This is a genomic window from Variovorax sp. J22G73 (assembly GCF_030317035.1).
Lineage (GTDB): Bacteria > Pseudomonadota > Gammaproteobacteria > Burkholderiales > Burkholderiaceae_C > Variovorax.
Genome location: NZ_JASZYK010000005.1, coordinates 337,062 through 355,436, shown reverse-complemented (window position 1 = coordinate 355,436; position 18,375 = coordinate 337,062). Strand labels below are relative to the sequence as shown.

Sequence of the window (18,375 nt, the reverse complement as noted above, 5' to 3'; positions counted from 1 at the left end):
GCGGTGCGGCAAGCCTGGGCGCGCCCAGCACAGGAACGTGGAGGAAATTGGGAGCTGTTGTTTGTTGCCGACTGACAACTGATCAATGCCTAAGAACAATTATCAAATGCGTATCATTCTTATTTGATGACTGGGTTCAAGTAATCCGCGGCGCCGATATCGCAAAGAAGCGCAGGCCGGACGGGCTGGACTCCAGAGTTTCCACAGCGTTTTTTCCAGCAGGACACCAGATGACGAGGGTCATGAAATCAAGGCATTCCAAGGCACGCGGCGGCCAACTCAACCGGCTCGCGCTGTGCATCGCGATGGCCATTCCCGCGCTGGCGGCGGCGCAGGAGTCCAAGGACTCGCTGCCCGCGGTCACCGTCGAGGCCACGGGCCAGAGCGAAACCACCGAGGGCACCGGCTCCTACACCACCGGCGCCTCCAGGACGGCCACGCCGCTGAGCATGAGCGTGCGCGAAACGCCGCAGTCGGTCACGGTGGTGACCAAGCAGCGCATCGAGGACCAGGGCCTGAAGACCATCACCGACGTCATCAACAACACCACCGGCGTGTCCGTCAACCAGTACGAGACCAGCCGCGGCCAGTTCACCGCGCGCGGCTTCGACATCAACACGCTGCTGATCGACGGCGTGCCCACCACCTGGGAGCAGCCGTGGAGCTCGGGCGAGGTCTTCACCAGCCTCGCCACCTATGACCGTGTGGAAGTGGTGCGCGGCGCCACCGGCCTCACCACCGGTGCCGGCGACCCCTCCGCGGCCATCAACCTGGTGCGCAAGCGCGCCAGCAGCAACGTGTTCACCGGCAGCGTCGAGCTGGAGGCCGGCAGCTGGAACCAGCGCCGCGCGCTGGTCGACCTGTCGACGCCGCTGAACGAAGCCAAGACCGTGCGCGCGCGCATCGTCGGCGAAACCGACGACAAGGACAGCTACATCCGCGGCCTGAGCACCCGCAACAGCACCCTGTTCGCCACAGTGGAGGCCGACCTGGGGCCGCGCACGCTGCTCACCGCCGGGCTGAGCCGCCAGAAGTTCGACACCAAGGGCCCGATGTGGGGCGGCCTGCCGGTCTGGTACAGCGAGGGCATCCGCACCAACTGGGACACCTCCAAGACCAGCGCCGCCGACTGGACGCGCTGGAACACCGACTACGACACCTACTTCGCCTCGCTGGAGCACCGCTTCTCCAACGACTGGAAGCTCAAGCTCAGCTACAACCACGGCGAGCGCAAGGCCGACTCCTACCTGCTGTACCTGTCGGGCGCGCCCAGCGTCTTCACCGGCCTGGGCATGTCCGCGTTCGCGGCTTCGTACAACGTGAAGACCAAGCAGGACGACTTCAGCGCGGCCGCCAGCGGCACCGTGAAGCTGCTCGGGCGCGACCACGAACTGGCCTTCGGCTACACCAGCTCCACGCAGAAGTTCATCGCCAACAGCCGCTCGGCCACGCCGTCGTTCGGCATGGCGAGCGACTTCAACAACTGGAGCGGCGCCTACCCCGAGCCGGCGTGGGGCGCGCTGAGCTACTACGGCAAGAGCGAGACCAGGCAGGACGCCCTGTACGGCGCCGCGCGACTGAACCTCGCCGACCCGCTCAAGCTGATCGTCGGCGCGCGCGTCACCAACTACGAGAAGACCGGCGACGACATCTACAGCAACCCCTACCGCCTGAAGTTCAACAGCGAAGTCACGCCCTACGCGGGCATCGTCTTCGACATGAGCAAGGAACTCTCGCTGTACGCGAGCTACACCGACATCTTCCAGCCGCAGAACGCGCGCGACATCAACGGCACCTACCTCGACCCCATCAAGGGCAAGAGCTTCGAGACCGGCGTGAAGGGCGAATTTCTCGACGGGCGCGTGAACGCCTCGGCCGCCGTGTTCCACATCAAGCAGAAGAACCTGGCCGTCGCCACCACCGACCGGCTCACCGGCCTGGGCGGCCTGCCCGAAACGGTGTACCGCGCCTCCGACGGCGCCACCAGCAACGGCTTCGAGCTGGAGCTCACGGGCGAGCTCGCGCGCGGCTGGAACGTCAGCGCCGGCTACACGCAGTACCGCCTGAAGGACGAGGACGGGCAGGACGTGAACAGCATCTACCCGCGCAAGCTGGTGCGGCTGTTCACCACCTACCGCCTGCCCGGCGCATGGAGCGCGCTCACGCTCGGTGGCGGCGTGAGCTGGCAGGGCAAGACCTACACCAACGCCGTCAACCCGCTGGGCGAAACGCAGCGCATCGACCAGGGCGCCTATGCGCTGGTCAACCTGATGGCGCGCTACGAGTTCACGCCCCGGCTGTCGGCCCAGCTCAACATCAACAACGCGACGAACAGGAAGTACTACGGCATGTTCGACGCGTACAGCCAGCTCACCTACCTGGCCCCGCGCAACGCCACGCTCTCGGTGAAATACAAGTTCTGAGGCTGGCCGGCATCCGGCACGACCGATCGAGCGCACATGGCGACCATGGCCGCACACCTTTGCCCCGAGCCCCAGGACATCAGGGGCATCGCGGACTTCGCGGACATCACCGACCTCTACACCAGCCACCACGGCTGGCTGCAGGGCCGGCTGCGCCACAAGCTGGGCAACGCGGCCGACGCGGCCGACCTGGCGCACGACACCTTCGTGCGGCTGATGGTCAAGCCCGCCTCGCGCGGGTTCAACAGCTTCGCCGAGGCACGGGGCTACCTTCGCGCCACCGCCAACGGGCTGTGCATCGACCTGTGGCGGCGCCGCGAGATCGAGCAGGCCTGGCTGCAGACGCTGGCCGCGCGGCCCGACTGCCACGAGCCTTCGCCCGAGCACCGTGCCATCGTCATCGAGACCTTGCTGGAGATCGGCACCATGCTCAGCCGGCTGTCGCACAAAGCGGCCACCGCCTTCGTCATGGCGCAGATCGACGGCGTGCCGTACCGCGACATCGCCCGCGAGCTCGGCGTGTCCGAGCGCATGGTGCAGAAGTACATCGCGCAAGGCATGTTGCAGTGCGCGCTGATCGATGCCGGCTTTCATGCGGCGTAGCGGTGGCACGCATTGACTGACGGCACCGCGGTGCAGGCCGACTTCGACAGCCTCGAGCAGGCGGCCGAGTGGTACGCCGTGCTTCGCGGCGACAGCGCGACGGCGCGAGACAGCCAGCTCTGGCAGGCGTGGCTGGCCGGGCGGCCCGAGAACGCCAGGGCGTGGCTGCACATCGAGGCGGTCAGCAGCAAGTTCGAGCCCTTGCGTCCCGGTGGCCGCCACGCGGCGATCGCGGGCGCCACGGTGGCGCGCAAGGTCACGCGGAAGGGCGTTCGGAAAGGCGTGCTCGATGGCGCATCGACTCGCAGGCAGGCAGTCAACGGCCTGGCCGGCGTGCTGGCCGCGGGCCTGGCGGGGTGGATCGGCTGGCGCTGCACGCCCTTGCCCGGCCTGTTGCTGGCGCTGCGGTCCGACCACCACACCGGCACGGGCGAGCGAAGCGACCTGCGGCTGGCCGACGGCTCGAAGGTCTGGCTGAACACCGACACCGCGCTCGATGTCGACTACCAGCCCGACGCGCGGCGGCTGTCGCTGCGCGCCGGCGAGATCCTGGTCGACACCGCCAAGGACGGCGCGCGGCGGCCGTTCTTCGTCGACACGCCCAACGGGCGCATGCAGGCGCTCGGAACGCGCTTCACCGTGCGCCTGAGCGACGCGGCCACCCGCCTCGATGTCTTCGAAGGCGCGGTCGCGGTGCGCACGGCCACGGGCGCTGCCCTGCGGGTGGAGGCGGGGCAGCGCGCGAGCTTCGATGCCGGATCGATTTCTTCCGTCGAGCCCGCGGACCGGGCGCGCGAGGCCTGGAGCCGCGGCGTGGTGCTGGCCGACAACGTGCCGCTGGCGGTGCTGGTGGAAGAACTGGGGCGCTACCGGCACGGACACATCGGCGTGGCACCGGAGGTTGAGGGGCTGTTGGTGATGGGCGTTTTCCCGGCGCACGACCCGGAGCGCGCCCTGGCGATGCTGGAGCGCAACCTGCCCGTTCGCGTCCAGCGCACCCTGCCTTGGTGGACGACGATCGTGGCCCGGTAGAGGCCGGGCGGCACGGTGTCCGGCATGACGAAAAAAAACCTGAAGTTTTTTCGTTGAAGCGGTTCGGGTTTTTCCATCTCGTCCGATCTGGCAGGTGAGAGAGAGAAGTTCGAACGAACGGCAGCCGGCCAGCGGGTGGCCTCCGCGCGGTGCGCGGCAGGGCACTGCACCGCAGCGCACCGCGCCGCACCGCACCGCACCGTGGCTGTTCATGCGGCCGGTCGCTCCGTCGACGAACCCTCTCGCCTTGCAATCTTTCCAGTCAGAGGGAACCCCTTCCATGCCTTGCAACCCCCCAAGCCGCGGCGCCGATGCCGCGTTCGCGCGCGCCGAGCTGCCCATGCCGTTCCCGCGCCGCAATTCATCGCCGGCCGTGCATTCCCCGGTGCGGCCCATCGTGCGCGCGGTGCACCTGGCTGTTGCCGGGCTGGTCGCGGCGGCGGGCGGATGGTCCGGCGATGCGCGGGCGCAGGCCAACACCACTGCTTCCACCGTCCCCGTTGTCCCCGTTGCCTCCGGTGCCTCCGGTGCCTCGCAAGCCCGCCCCTACGACATTCCCGCCGGCCCGCTGGCCGGCACGCTGAACCGCTTCGCCGAGGAGGCCGGCATCTTCCTCACCGCCTCGGGCGACCTCACGAGCGGCAAGGCCAGCCCCGGCCTGAAGGGCAGCTACGCCTTGCCAGCCGCGTTCGGCGCCTTGCTGGCAGGCACGGGGCTGCAGGCCATCCGGCAGCCGGACGGCACCTATTCGGTGAGGCCCTTTTCGTCGAATGCGTCGGCCGGGGCATCTGCGGCATCCGCGGCAGCGCCCGCATCCGAGTCGTCGCTGCCCGCGGTGATGGTCACCGCCGACGCCGAACGCATCGGCACGACCGAAGGCACGCAGAGCTACACCACCGCGGCGACATCGACCGCGACCAAGCTCGACCTGTCGCTGCGCGAAACGCCGCAGTCGGCCACCGTCATCACCCGCCAGCGCATGGACGACCAGGCGATGACCAGCATCGTGGACGTGGTGCGCAACACGCCGGGCCTGTTCGTCAGCAACTCCGACGGCACCGGCCGCCCCAACTTCACCGCGCGCGGCTTCAACGCCAACGTGATGTACGAAGGCTTCACCAGCACCTGGAGCAGCTACATCCCGACCTCGCAGGCCAGCCTGGCGCTGTTCGACCGCGTCGAGGTGGTGCGCGGCGCCACCGGCCTGGCGCAGGGCGCGGGCAGCCCCTCGGCCGCCATCAACATGGTGCACAAGCGGCCCACGCGGGAGTTCCAGGGCTCGGTGAGCATCGACACCGGCAGCTGGGACGACTATGGCGCCAGCGCCGACATCGGCGGCCCGCTGAACGCCGCGGGCACGCTGCGCGGGCGCGTGGTGGCCGCCGGCCAGGACACGGGCACTTTCCGCGACGGTGAAAAGCAGAAGCACGGCCTTTTCTACGGCGTGCTGGAAGCCGACCTGGGCGAGCGCACCACGCTGACCGTGGGCGCGCACCGGCAGACCGACTACGCCAACCACTGGTGGTACGACATGCCGCTGTCGGGCCTGGGCTCGCACCTTAACCTGCCGCGCTCTACCCTGATCGGCAACGACTGGGAGTATTCGAAGAACCGCGTCACCACCGCCTTCGCCACTCTCGAGCATGGCTTCGGCGAGGACTGGAAGCTGCGCCTGGCCACCCTGCAGCGCTGGCGCGACCTCGACCTGCTGGGCTCGGCCACGTACCGACGCTCGTCCAGCGACGTCGGCAACAACTTCTACCAGTCGCTGTGGGGCGGCAAGTACAACTATCGCGACGAGAACTACGACGCGTCCGTCGCCGGGCCGTTCAGCCTGCTGGGGCGCAAGCACCAGGTGGTCGCGGGCGTGACGCACCAGTCGATGGAGTCGACCTCGTACGGCAAGAAGCTGACGCCTTCCACCATCGAAGGCGTCAACGTGTTCACCTGGAACCCGTGGCTCACGACCGCGCCGCTGGAGCAGTTCACGGGCACGCCGTCGGCCTCCGTCGTCAAGCAGGACAGCGCCTATGCGGCCGCGCACTTCGAGCTGACCGACCGCTGGAAGCTGCTGCTGGGCGGGCGGCTGGACTGGTACGAGTACGAGAACCTCAGCGGCTCGGGCAGCTACAAGGTCGACCGCAACGTCACGCGCTACGCGGGCGTCACCTACGACCTGGACCGCAACCACACGGTGTACGCGAGCTACACGGACATCTTCAGTCCGCAGACGTCCAAGGGCATCGACGGCAACATCCTCAAGCCCGTCGTGGGCGAGAACTACGAGGTGGGCGTGAAGGGCGAATACCTCGGCGGCACGCTGAACGCGAGCCTCGCGTATTTCCAGATCGACCAGAAGAACCGCTCGCGCGTGCTGGACGACCAGAGCGCCTGCCCGAGCTACCCCGAGACCTCGTGCTCCGAAGCCACCGGGCTGGTGCGCACCAAGGGCATCGACCTGGAAGTGCAGGGAGCGCTCACGCCGCAATGGCAGATTGGCGCCGGCTACACCTACAGCGACACGCGCTATGTGAGGGACGCCACCGCCTCGCGCATCGGCCAGCGCTTTTCCACGGCAACGCCGCAGAACATGCTGAAGTTCTCCACCATGTACCGCTTCAGCGGCGAGTGGAGCCGCTGGCGCGTGGGCGGCAGCGTCAACTGGCAAAGCCGTGCCTACAACGACGGCACCACCGCCGGCTACGCGTGGCGCAACCAGCAGGGCAGCTACGCGGTGACGGAGGTGGTGGTCGGCTACCGCGCCACGCCGAAGCTGGACATCCAGCTGAACGTGAGCAACCTCTTCGACAAGAGGTACTACCAGGCGATCGGCTATTCGACCCAGTGGGGCACCGACGTGTATGGCGAGCCGCGCAAGCTCAAGCTGACGGCCAAGTACACCTTCTAGGTCGGACGCCGACCGTGCCGGCCCGGCGCCGTCAGCCGGTGCGTCCGCTGGCCTGCAGCCAGTCGCAGAACGCCAGCGCGTCGGCGTCCTGCGCCGAGCGCTCCGGAAGAATCCAGTAGAACTCCTTCTCGTGCGTGGTCCAGGCGCTGAACGGCATGGCCAGCAGGCCGCCGGCCACGCTGTCCGCCACCAGGTCGGGGTTGCCCAGCGCAAAGCCCATGCCCTGCACGGCCGCCTGCACCGCGAGGTGCGCGTGGTCGAACCCCAGTTCGGCCGCCGGGCGCAACTTGCCCACGCCCGCGGCCGCCAGCCAGTCGCGCCACACCAGCGGTGTCGAGCGGCTGTGCAGCAAGGTGTGGCGGGCCAGGTCGGCGGGCTTGCGCAGCGCGGGTGAGCGGGCGAGCAGCGCGGGGCTGCACACCGGCGTCAGCGCATCGGGCAGGAAGGCTCCGAAGCGCACGCCGCGCCATCCGGGGCGCGCCTGCAGCATGGCCAGCTCGTCCGCGGAGAGGCAGCGAATCGACACGTCGAACGCCGCGGGCACGAAGTCCAGCACGCTCACGGTGGTGGCCAGTTGCACGTCGGCGTCCTGCACCTGGGCGCAGAAGCCGGCCAGGCGCGGAATGAGCCATTGCGCGGCCAGCGTCGGCAGCGCATTGACCGTGAGCGTGCGGCGCCGCGTGGTGCGGCCGATGCGCTCGGTCGCGTCCGCCAGCAGGTCGAAGGCGCTGCTCAGGCTCGGCAGGTAGGCGGCGCCTTCGGGCGTGAGCGCGAGCTGCCGGCCTTCGCGCGCGACGAGCGCCACGCCCAGCCATTCCTCCAGCCCCTTGATCTGGTGGCTGACCGCGCTTTGGGTCACGCTCAGTTCGTGGGCCGCGCGCGTCACGCTGCGCAGCCGCGCCGCCGCCTCGAAGGCGCGCAGCATGTTGAGCGACGGCAGCCGCCGCACGTTGGCATGAGGTGAGCTCATGGGTCCAGCCATAAAAGTCGATAGTCGCACAGCTTACCGCTCCCTAGCATTCCGGCATGCGTCCCTTCGATCTTCTAGAAAATCTCATTCATTGCCGGAGCTTGAACGGCCAGCCTGGGCTTCCGCTGAAGCGGCGTGAAAAGACGTCCTCGCCTTCCGATGACGCTGCGGCGCGGGTGGGCACCCGCCTCTCGTTTCTGGTAGCGGGCTTCGGCATCGCCTGCTGGGCGCCGCTCGTGCCGTTCGCCAGGCAGCGGCTGGCCATCGACGAGGCCATGCTCGGCTTGCTGCTTTTGTGCCTCGGTGTCGGCTCGCTCGTCGCGATGCTGGCGTCCGGCCCGTTGAGCGCGCGCTTCGGCAGCAAGCCGGTCATCCTGGCCGGCGGCTTCGGCCTTGTGCTGGTGCTGCCCACGCTGTCGGTCGCCGCGACGCCCCTGGCGCTGGCCGCCGCGCTGTTCGCCTTCGGCGCCGCGCTCGGGTCGATCGACGTGGCGATGAACGTGCACGCGGTGGAGGTGGAGCGGGCCGCGGGCAGGCCGTTGATGTCGGGCTTTCATGCGCTCTTCAGCATCGGCGGCTTCGCTGGCGCGGCCACGATGACCGCGCTGCTGTCCTGGGGCGTCGCGCCGCTGGCGGGCACGCTGGCCTGCGCCGCGGCCATGGCGACGGCCATGGCCTGTGCGTGGCCGCGCCTGCTCGCGGGCGCGCAGGGCCGGGTCGAAGGGCCGCTCTTCGTGCGGCCGCGTGGCATCGTGCTGTTGCTCGCAGGGCTGGCCGCGGCTGCCTTCCTGGCCGAAGGCGCGATGTTGGACTGGAGCGCGCTTCTGATCACCGACGCCGGCCTCGTCGCCTCCAGCCATGGCGGCGTCGGCTACATGCTGTTCGCCGTCGCCATGACGGCCGGCCGGCTCGCGGGCGACAAGGCCGCCGCGGCCTTCGGCGACCTGCGCATGCTTCGCGGGAGCGGCGTGCTGGCCGTGATCGGCTTCGTCGTGCTGCTGGCGGCGCCGGGCGCGGTGGCCAGGATGGCGGGCTTTCTTCTCATCGGGCTGGGCGCGTCCAACGTCGTGCCGGTGCTGTTCCGCAGGGCGGGGACGCAAGCCGCCATGCCACCGGCCCTGGCCGTGGGGGTCATCACCACCGCGGGCTACGCCGGCATCCTGGTGGGGCCCGCGGGCATCGGTTTGGTGGCGCATGCGGTCGGTTTGCCGGCCGCTTTCTGGGTGGTGGCCGGGTTGATGTGCCTTGTTCCCCTGACCGCCGGCACCGTGGCGCGCCCCGGTTAATACCCCAGTTATTGCCCGGTTTGCTTGCTCCGGGAAATTGTAAGAAGGCAGGGAACTTACCTAGTTTTAGGTATAGCGACAAAAAGCAACAGAACCTTACACTTCGCCCGCAATTCCGTCAGGCGCCGTTCAGCTTCGCGCCTTTTGCCCCGTTTCTGGGGCCGAGAAGACCAGGGGGAGACAAGATGAACACGAATTTCCGCAGCGTGTGGAACACATCCACGGGCGCTTGGGTGGCCGTTTCCGAAACCGCCAAGGCGCGAGGCAAGCGCAGCGGCTCCAGCGTGACCACGCGGGTCGGCGCGTCCGGCGTGCTGCTGGCGGCCGCGCTGTTCGGGTCGGCGGGGCCCGCGTTTGCAAACTGCGTGTTGACCGGCAACGTCAACCTGTGTACGGGCACGACCGGCAACAGCAACTTCGTCGCGGCCGGCACCGAATTGCGCAACGAAGGCGTGATTGGGACCGCAGGACTTTCGGGGTTGGGGGTCGTTTCGACTGAGGACGACGTGACAGTGACCAACGCTTCCGGTGCCACCATCCAGGGCGGCGGCATCGCGCTTTTGACCGGCGCCAACAGCGTCTTCCGGAATCTTGGCGGCCAGGCGATCGGCGACAACCTTGGCGTCGTTCTCGCGAAATCGACAAGCACTGTCATCAATTCGAACGGCGGCACGATCAGCAGCACGAACAGCTACGGCATCGAGCTGCAGAACGGCGGCGAGATCCTGAACACCGGCAAAAGCCAGATCCTGGGCCAAGGCCTCAACGCGATCATTTCGAAGGTCGGCGCCACCAAGATCACCAACGAGCTGGGATCGGTCATCGGCGCCGACAACAACGCCATCAACACCGGCCCCGCCACGACGCTGATCAACGCAGCCCAGATCAACGGCCACGTGGTCCTCGGCGGCGCCGGCGGCCACAAGGTGAGCCTGTTCACCGAAGGCCAGATCAAGGGCAACCTCAACATCGCGGGCAAGGACTCGGTGCTCACGCTCGACGGCGCGGCCGGCACCACCGGCGTGTATTCCAACGCGGTGACCGGAGAGACCACGTTCGAAGGCAGTGTCGTGAAAGTCGGCGACGGCCGCTGGGAGCTCGATCGCACGTCTTCGCAGCTCAATTCGCCGTTCAAGCCGGGCAGCGTGCAGGTCGCGCAGGGCACGCTCAGCGTCGGCGCGGGGGCTCGCCTCGACGCCGCTGCCACCGTTCAGGTCGACAAGGGCAGCACGCTGGAGCTGAACGGCGCCAAGCTTGCGAACACCATCAGCGGCGCGGGCTCGCTCGTGGTCAACGGCGCCACTGCCAGCGGCCTCTCGGGCAACAACACTGGCTTCACGGGCGGCGTCACGCTGGCCTCCAGCGCCCTGCTGCTCGGCCATGAATCCGGGCTGGGCAGCGGGGCGTTGACGGTGACAGGCTCCAGCGGCCTCGACTGGACGTCGGTCGTCGGAACACTGAACAACAACGTGAACATCGCCACCGGCGGCAAGCTCGCGCTGCAAGGCAAAGACACGCTGGTGATACAAGGCGCGTTCTCGGGCGGCGGCTCGCTGACGAAGGACGGCATCGGCACGCTGGTGCTGAACACCGCCAGCACCAACACCGGCCCGGTCGTCGTCAACGCCGGCACGCTGTCCATCCACAACGCGAGCGGCAGCGCGACCGGCACGGGCAACGTGCAGGTCAACGCCGGCGCCACGCTCACGGGCGGCGGCACCATCTCCGGCCAGGTCGAAATCGTCGGCGGCCGCCTGTCCGTGGGCAACGGCATCGGCCCGATGAGCGTCGGCACCCTCGTGCTCGACGGTGCTTCCTCGCTCGACTTCGACCTGGGCGACGCCGGCGTCTGGGGTGGCGCGAACAACGACCTGCTCAACGTCAACGGCGACCTCACGCTGGCGGGCAAGCTCAACATCGTCAAGGCGCCGGGCGGACAGTTCGGCGCGGGGCTGTACCGCCTCATCAACTACACCGGCACGCTGACCGACGCCGGCATGACGATCAACACCGCGCCGGGGGCCCTCAGCGACCTCTCGCTGCAGACCAGCATCTCGAAGCAGGTCAACCTGGTCAACACCCAGGGCCTGTCGCTCGGCCTGTGGGACGGCGGCAACAACGGCGACTACAACGACGGCAAGGTCAGCGGCGGCAGCGGCACCTGGCGCGCCGGCTCGCCGGCCGAAGGCTGGACCGACACGACCGGCAGCGTCAACACCACGTGGATGCAGGACAGCGTGGCCATCTTCGGCGCGACCGCGGGCACCGTCACCGTCGACAACACGGGCGTGGGAGGCGCGGTGCGCGTGGGCGGCGTGCAGTTCATGACCGACGGCTACGTGATCAACGGCGACGCGCTCACCATCACCGCCCCCAACACCAACTTCCGCGTGGGCGACGGCACGGGCATCAAGATCGGCATGACGGCCACCATCGACTCGGTGATCGTGGGCGCTGGCGGCCTGCAGAAAGACGACGTCGACACGCTGGTGCTGACGGGGGCCAACACCTACACCGGCGGCACCACCCTCAAGGCCGGCACGCTGTCGGTCGCGAACGATGCGGCGCTGGGCGATCCAGCGGGCGCGCTCACCTTCGACGGCGGCGCGCTCAAGGTGACCGGCTCGGCGTTCAGCACCCTGTCGCGCGGCATCACGTTGGGCAGCGGTGGCGGCACCCTCGATGTCGCGGATCCGTTCAATACCCTGGCAGTGACTTCCACCGTGGGTGGCCCTGGCCGCCTGGTCAAGACCGGGGTCGGCACGTTGACGCTGGCGTCTGCCAACACGTATGCGGGCGGTACATCGATCAACGGCGGCACGGTGAACGCAATGGTCAGCGGTGCGCTGGGCACGGGCGACGTGGCGGTGAACGGCGGTGGCGGCCTGGTTTTCCGCGGCACCGCGGATGCCGGCAACCTGAGCATTGCCATGGCTGCGCGCGACGGGCTGATCAATGGCGGCTATGTGGAGTTCAAGGACAAGAGTTCGGCTGGGAGCGCGACCTTGGTTACCGCCGCGGGCGGTAACGTGACGTTTGCCGACAACTCCACGGCCGGCAACGCTTCCATCGAGAATCGCGGCGGTGGCACCACGGTGTGGGACAACGCCACCGCGGGCAAGGCGCACATCACCAATTTCGCAGGCGGGCATACCGATTTCCTGAACACTGGCTCCGCCGGGCAAGCCACGCTGGTCAACGAAACTGGCGGCCTGGTCGACTTCTTCGACACCGCCACGGCCGACCAGGCCACGGTGATCAACAACGCGGGCGGCCGCGTGCGCATCAGCCTGCTCGGGGCGAACGGCGTATCCATCGGCTCGCTGTCGGGCGCTGGCAACGTGCTCCTCGGCACCAAAGCACTGACCACCGGTGGCCTGAACACCGACACCGAAGTTTCCGGCGTCATCTCCGGCAACGGCGGCTCGCTCGTCAAGGTCGGCACCGGTGCGCTCACGCTCTCGGGCGCCAACACCTACACCGGCGGCACGTCGCTGCGCCAGGGCCGGCTGAACGTCGGCCACAGCCAGGCGCTGGGCACCGGCGCGCTGTCGATGGACGACGACACCACGCTGGGCTTCAGCGCCGACGGCGTGGTGCTCGCCAACGCCGTGAAGCTCACGGGCCAGAACGATCCGGTCATCGACACCGGTGCCTTCAGCGCCACGATCGCGGGCGCGATCAGCGGCGGCGGCTTCATCACCAAGCAGGGCACGGGCACGCTGACGCTGTCGGGCGCCAACACCTACACGGGTGCGACCAACGTTGCGCAGGGCACGCTGAAGGCGGGTGCGGCCAACACGTTCAGCGCGGCATCGGCGCACAGCGTGGCCGCCGGCGCCACGCTCGACCTCGCGGGCTTCAACCAGAGCGTGGCCTCGCTCGCCAACAGCGGCACCGTGTCGCTGGTGGGCGCAGTGACGGGCACCACGCTCACCGTCAACGGCAACTACGTCGGCAACAACGGCGTCTTGAAGCTCGGCACCGCGCTCAGCGGCACCGGCCCTTCGGACCGCCTGGTGATCAACGGCGGCACCGCCAGCGGCAAGACCAGCGTGCAGGTGACCAACCTCGGCGGCCTGGGCGCGCTCACCGCGGGCAACGGCATCGAGGTGGTCACCGCGCAAGGCGGCGCGACCACCACCGCGCAGACCACGAAGGACGCCTTCTCGCTGGCCGGCGGCCATGTCGATGCGGGTGCCTACGAGTACCGGCTGTACGCGGCGGACGCGAGCGGCGCGGGCGAGAACTGGTTCCTGCGCTCCAGCATTCCCGCGGCGACATCGCCGACCAGCCCGGGCGCACCCGGCGTGCCGATCGTCACCTACCGGCCCGAAGCCTCGCTGTTCGCCTCGCTGCCCAGCCAGCTGCGCCAGGGCAACCTCGCGATGCTGGGCGACCTGCGCAAGCGCGTGGGCGACGACGATGTGAAGGGCACGGCGACAGCCCCGACGGGTTCGGACCGCCGCGCCTGGGCCCGCATGCTCTCCATCGACATCGACATCCAGCAAGGCGGCGCCGTGTCGCCGAACAGCAAGGGCCGCCTCACCGGCTTCCAGGCCGGCACCGACCTGCTGGCCACATCGAACTGGCGCGCCGGCCTGTACGTCGGCCAGCTCGACGGCGATGCGCGCGTGAGGGGCTTCGCCAGCGGCATCCAGAACCTGGCCGTGGGCCGCAACGACCTGCGCAGCCAGTACGTGGGCGTCTACGGCACCTACACCGGCGACAGCGGCTTCTACGCCGACGCCGTGGTGCAGTCGGGCCGCCACCGCTACACGGTGGAGCCGCTGCTGAGCTTCGGCACCGGCGGCAAGGGCAACAGCCTGCTGGGCTCCATCGAAGTGGGCCAGGCCTTTGCACTGGGCGGCAGCGGCTGGAGCGTCGAGCCGCAGCTGCAGCTGATTCACCAGCACATGGACCTGGGCAACTCGGTCATCACGGGCGCGGTGGTGCAGCCGCAGGCCGACAACGGCTGGATCGCGCGGGCGGGCGTGCGGCTGAAGGGCCAGCTCGATACCGGCGTGGGCACGCTGCAGCCGTATGGCCGCTTCAACGTCTACAAGACGTCGAGCGGCGCGGACATCGCGCGCTTCGTCAACGGCGCCACCACCACGGACATCGCGGCGCCCACGGGCGGCACGAGTTCCGAGCTGGCGGGGGGCTTCACGCTGGCGTTGAGCCCGTCGACGAGCCTGTACGGCGAGCTGGGCAAGCTGTGGGCATCGGGGGGCAATGCGAAGGTGAAGAGCTCGGTGAACGGCTCGCTGGGCGTGCGGGTGAAGTGGTGAAGCGCTTGAAGCGCCGCAGCTGCAGCCATCGCTAGAGAAAATTCCTACACCTGAAAACGCGCATGGCCGATGAGGGGCCGTGCGCGCGGGAGCGACACCAGCGGCCTGGGCTTTGCAGCATCGCCGGCGTCGCCTAGATGCGCCGGCAAGGAGACAGTGATGACCAGCACGTCGAACGTCATTTCGTCGGACCGGGTAGAGGGCACGAGCGTCTACGGCACGTCGGGTGACAAGCTCGGCACCATCGACGACCTCATGATCGACAAGTTGTCGGGGCAGGTGCGCTACGCGGTTTTGGAGTTCGGTGGCTTCCTGGGCATGGGGACCGACCGTTATCCCATTCCGTGGAGCATGTTGAAGTACGACACGTCGCAGGACGGCTACGTCGTGCCGCTCGACAAGGCGGTGCTCGACGGCGCGCCGCGCTATGCCGATGCCAGCGTGCCGGAGTACGACGACATGTACACCGGCAGCATCAACAAGTACTACGGACTCTGAGGGTCTGCACCGCGGCGCTTCGTCTTCTGGCAGGCCAGGCGCGCCATGCTTGCAGCTACCAGGTCGCCGACGCCACGCACCGAACCGGCAAGCCGTAAGACGTGGTGCGCGTCGCGACGGAGCCATCGGTCCTCGTGTGTGTCCATGCCAGGCCCGGGCTGGCCTGCGTGGAGCTCCAGCGTTCGATGTCGGTTCCGGCGAACTGGCCCAGCCCGAGGTCGACGGCGTTCTTCTGGACGCTTGCCGTGCTCGCGCTGCAAACGCCGCTCGAGCCGAGCTGGCACACCGCCGGCACATACCAGGTGAGGCCGGCCTGCCCGCTGGCGCGACAGGCTCCCGCGACCGAGACGAACGGCGAGTTGCTCATTGCGCCCAGCATGGCCTGCGTATTGGCTTCGCCGTCGGTCAATGACATCGCGCCCGGAACCGCAACGGGGAGCCCCCAGTTGTAGTACGGCCCCGGAATCACGCTGAGGTCTGCGCTGTCCACCACCGTGGCATTGCCGGCCGACGGTATGTCGAACACCAGGAAGTTGTGCAGCGAGAAGCCGATCACCGCGCTCACCGAAGGCGTGTTGTCGCCTTGCACGCTCACCGCGTTACTGGCCACGTAGGGCGCCGTCGCCGTGAACGACAAGGTGCAGGTGGCGCCCGGCGCAAGCACTGCGCAGGCGCTGTTGTCCACGGTGAGCGCGCTCCAGCCGCCGGGCCGCGTCACCGTGATGTGGGTGGCGGTGTTCGAGCCGGTGTTGGTCACGTTCAGTGTGCGCGCCGCGCCGTTCACGGGAACGACCACGGCCGGTGCGTTGAGCGACAGCGTCGTGCTGTTCGTGGCGCAGGTGACGCTCGCGTTCGTCACATTGGCGCCGGCCAGCGTGCCCGAGCCGTTGAGGACGGTGCAGGTCTGCGCCGCGGGCTGGCTCAGCACCGTGATGTCGTAGCTGCCGCCGCTGGCCACCGGCGTGGCGAAGGCGAAGGCACCGTCGGCGTTCAACGAGGTGTTGTCGGCGCCGTTGTTCTGCAGCACCACGGTGCCGCTCAGGCCCGAGAGCGTGCCGCCCACCGTGTAGGCGTTGGTGGCGCACACCACGCCGACGCCGGTGACGTTGCTCGCACCCATCGTGGCGCTGCCGTTGGACACGGTGCAGGTCTGCGCGGCCGGCTGCTTGAGCACCGTCACGTCGTAGGTGGCGCCATGGGCCACGGGCGCGGCGAAGGTGAAGCTACCGTCGGTACCCAGCGTGAGCGCATCGCCGGCGTTGTTCCGCAGCACGAGTGTGCCGGCCAGCCCGGTGAGCGTTCCGCCCACGGTGTAGGCGTTGGTGGAACAGACTACAGCCACGTCGTTGACCGGATGGGTGCCGACCGTGCCCGCGCCATGGCCGACGCTGCATGTCTGGCCCACGGGTTGCGTCGCCACCGTCACCGCGTACGCGCCGCCATACGGCACGGCCGTGGCAAACGCGAAGCTGCCGTCGGTGCTGGACGTAAGCGTTTCGCCCGCGTTGTTCTGCAGCACCACGGTACCCGCCAGGCCGCTGATGGTGCCGCCGATCTTCAAGGGACCGGGCACGACCTCTGGCGCAGGTGTCTGCGCGGGCGGCAGGAACGGCACGAAGCCCGACGAGTTGCCGCTGCCGCCCCCGCAACTCGAAAGCAGCAGGGCCATCGCGGCGATTCCACACAGTTCGAGGACGGGTCGAAGTTGGAGGGGCAGGAGCATCGTGGTCGCCAGCGGGTGTCGGAGCGAAAAATGCTAGCACCGGCGATGGCGGCTGCTTATCCCTGAAACCGGTAGGAATGCGAAGGTCCAGGCGGCCGGCAAGGCCGATGCCCAGACGTCTGCGTCAACACCGCGAGGCGGCGTCTGGCGCGCGACGCTTGCTCGTCACCGATGCTGGAGCCTGGCGCTAGCGCTCTCGATTCGTTGCGCTTGCGCACGCTGCCAGTCTGCCCTCGCGCCGAGGTCTGCCCGCGAGGCATTCAACATTCGATTCACTTCTTCAGCCTGTGGCCCGCCACGACCCCGGCGTCGAGCGATCATCAAGTCCGCGTCGAAGCATTCCGCGCACTCCCGTTCGCTCAGTGGAAACGGCTTCGCGTACGTTTCCATGTAGAGCGACGCGATTCTTGGCTGCCCGAAGTCCTTGAGCGTCGCGCCTTCGCGTCGCGCCAGTTCCGCGAGGTTCGAGCTGAACTCGTGGCCTGCGCGAAACGGAACCTTCCCGATCTGGTACAGCCGGTCTGCAAGTTCCGTCAGTGTCGAGAACTCGCCGTCGATCTCCAGGCGTGCCGCGTGCGCATCGACGCGCAAGCCCTGCACGACCTGCGTCAGCAGACGGAACAGGTCCTCCTGGCGGCGCCGCGCCAGAGGGTCGTAGGCCCGGTAGTCGAACATGCCCGTTCGCACGTTGTGCGCGAGGTAGTACGGCGCCTGGCTTTCGGAAAGCAGCAACGCGCTTTGCGCCCGCAATTGCTCCAGCGCCGCGGGATTGCGCTTCTGCGGCATCAGGCTGCTGCGCCCCACGAGGCTGGCGCCCTCGAGCGAAATCCAGGGGCGTGCGGCCGAGCAGATCGCATGCAGGTCTTGCGCGAACTGACTGATCTGCACCGCGCATCCCGCCATCGCGGCAGCCAGTTCGAGGCAGCTGTCCACCGAACCGATGTGGTTCGCGTCGTAGGCGTTCTCGATCAGGCCGTCGAAGCCGAGCAGGTCGGCCAGCAACGCCCTGTCGACCGGAAAGCTGCTGGTCGTGACCGCGGCTGCGCCCAGCGGGCATCGGTTGATGGTGTCGTAGGCCCGCTCGATGCGCAGGAGCTGGCGGCCGAACGCGTCGGCGAACGCCAGCAGGTAGTGCGCGAAGGTGGTCGGCTGCGCCTGCATGCCGTGCGTGAACGTGGGCACGGGCGTGTGCACATGCCGCGCCGCGAGCGCGACGAATTCGCCTCGGGCCTCCAGCAACAAGCGATGGGCAGACAGCGCATCGAGCCTGAGGTTCATTCGCGAGATGGTGGCTGCGATGTCCTGCCTGCTGCGCCCGAGGTGCAGAAGCGAGGCCTCCGGGCCGGCGAGCGCCTCCAGGCGCTGCTCGTAGTCGAGGTAATCCGACGACGCTGCAGCAGCAGCTGCGTCCGGTGATGCCTGCGCGCTGGCCATGCGGGTGTCGATCTCTTGCATGGCGGCCGCCAGCCTGGCGCACACCTCGCTGTCCAGGATGCCCGTCGACGCCAGCATCGACAGCGATGCGCGGTTGATCTCGCCGAGCATGCCGGCGCTGCGCGTGCCGCCGCGGAACTCGGAATTGGCATCGCGCCGGGGTTGGGTCATGTTGGTGAAGTCCGTCAAGTCCGTGGAACTCGTGAA

Annotated in this window: 10 protein-coding genes; 7 read left to right on the top strand and 3 right to left on the bottom strand. The window is 68.5% G+C overall.

Features of this window, described 5'->3' with window-relative positions; genetic code table 11:
* Positions 1 to 242: 242 nt before the first annotated feature.
* The 4 genes from QTI51_RS21050 (at position 243) to QTI51_RS21035 (ending at position 6,966) form a co-directional block, all read left to right on the top strand.
* Positions 243 to 2,423 (top strand): TonB-dependent siderophore receptor, encoded by a 2,181-nt coding sequence (locus QTI51_RS21050; RefSeq protein WP_286515559.1) that lies wholly within the window; start codon positions 243 to 245, stop codon positions 2,421 to 2,423.
* Positions 2,424 to 2,468: 45 nt separating this feature from the next.
* The gene (locus QTI51_RS21045; RefSeq protein ID WP_286515558.1) at positions 2,469 to 3,026 is read left to right on the top strand and encodes a sigma-70 family RNA polymerase sigma factor; all 558 of its coding nucleotides are present in this window, start codon (positions 2,469 to 2,471) and stop codon (positions 3,024 to 3,026) included.
* A 12-nt stretch (positions 3,027 to 3,038) separates the two neighbouring features.
* Complete coding sequence (locus QTI51_RS21040; protein WP_286515557.1) at positions 3,039 to 4,058, top strand: FecR domain-containing protein; 1,020 nt, start codon at positions 3,039 to 3,041, stop codon at positions 4,056 to 4,058.
* Positions 4,059 to 4,338: 280 nt separating this feature from the next.
* Positions 4,339 to 6,966, top strand: coding sequence for a TonB-dependent siderophore receptor (locus QTI51_RS21035; RefSeq protein WP_286515556.1), 2,628 nt, complete (start codon positions 4,339 to 4,341; stop codon positions 6,964 to 6,966).
* Positions 6,967 to 6,997: 31 nt separating this feature from the next.
* Here QTI51_RS21035 and gcvA read toward each other — a convergent pair whose 3' ends face one another.
* The gene (gene gcvA, locus QTI51_RS21030) at positions 6,998 to 7,936 is read right to left on the bottom strand and encodes a transcriptional regulator GcvA (RefSeq protein ID WP_286515555.1); all 939 of its coding nucleotides are present in this window, start codon (positions 7,934 to 7,936) and stop codon (positions 6,998 to 7,000) included.
* A gap of 176 nt (positions 7,937 to 8,112) precedes the next feature.
* Here gcvA and QTI51_RS21025 point away from each other — a divergent pair, with 176 nt between their 5' ends.
* From QTI51_RS21025 to QTI51_RS21015, 3 genes are all read left to right on the top strand, one after another.
* Positions 8,113 to 9,222, top strand: coding sequence for an MFS transporter (locus tag QTI51_RS21025; protein ID WP_286515554.1), 1,110 nt, complete (start codon positions 8,113 to 8,115; stop codon positions 9,220 to 9,222).
* 185 nt (positions 9,223 to 9,407) lie between these two features.
* Positions 9,408 to 14,513: an autotransporter outer membrane beta-barrel domain-containing protein gene (locus QTI51_RS21020; protein ID WP_286515553.1), complete on the top strand. Its 5,106-nt coding sequence runs from the start codon at positions 9,408 to 9,410 to the stop codon at positions 14,511 to 14,513.
* Positions 14,514 to 14,672: 159 nt separating this feature from the next.
* Positions 14,673 to 15,011 carry a PRC-barrel domain-containing protein gene (locus tag QTI51_RS21015; RefSeq protein ID WP_286515552.1) on the top strand — a complete coding sequence of 113 codons (339 nt, stop codon included), beginning with the start codon at positions 14,673 to 14,675 and terminating at the stop codon, positions 15,009 to 15,011.
* Between the two features lie 55 nt (positions 15,012 to 15,066).
* Here the strand turns inward: QTI51_RS21015 and QTI51_RS21010 are convergent, their stop codons facing one another.
* The gene (locus QTI51_RS21010) at positions 15,067 to 16,680 is read right to left on the bottom strand and encodes a hypothetical protein (RefSeq protein ID WP_286515551.1); all 1,614 of its coding nucleotides are present in this window, start codon (positions 16,678 to 16,680) and stop codon (positions 15,067 to 15,069) included.
* 219 nt (positions 16,681 to 16,899) lie between these two features.
* Positions 16,900 to 18,357, bottom strand: coding sequence for a lyase family protein (locus QTI51_RS21005; RefSeq protein WP_286515550.1), 1,458 nt, complete (start codon positions 18,355 to 18,357; stop codon positions 16,900 to 16,902).
* Positions 18,358 to 18,375 lie beyond the last annotated feature (18 nt).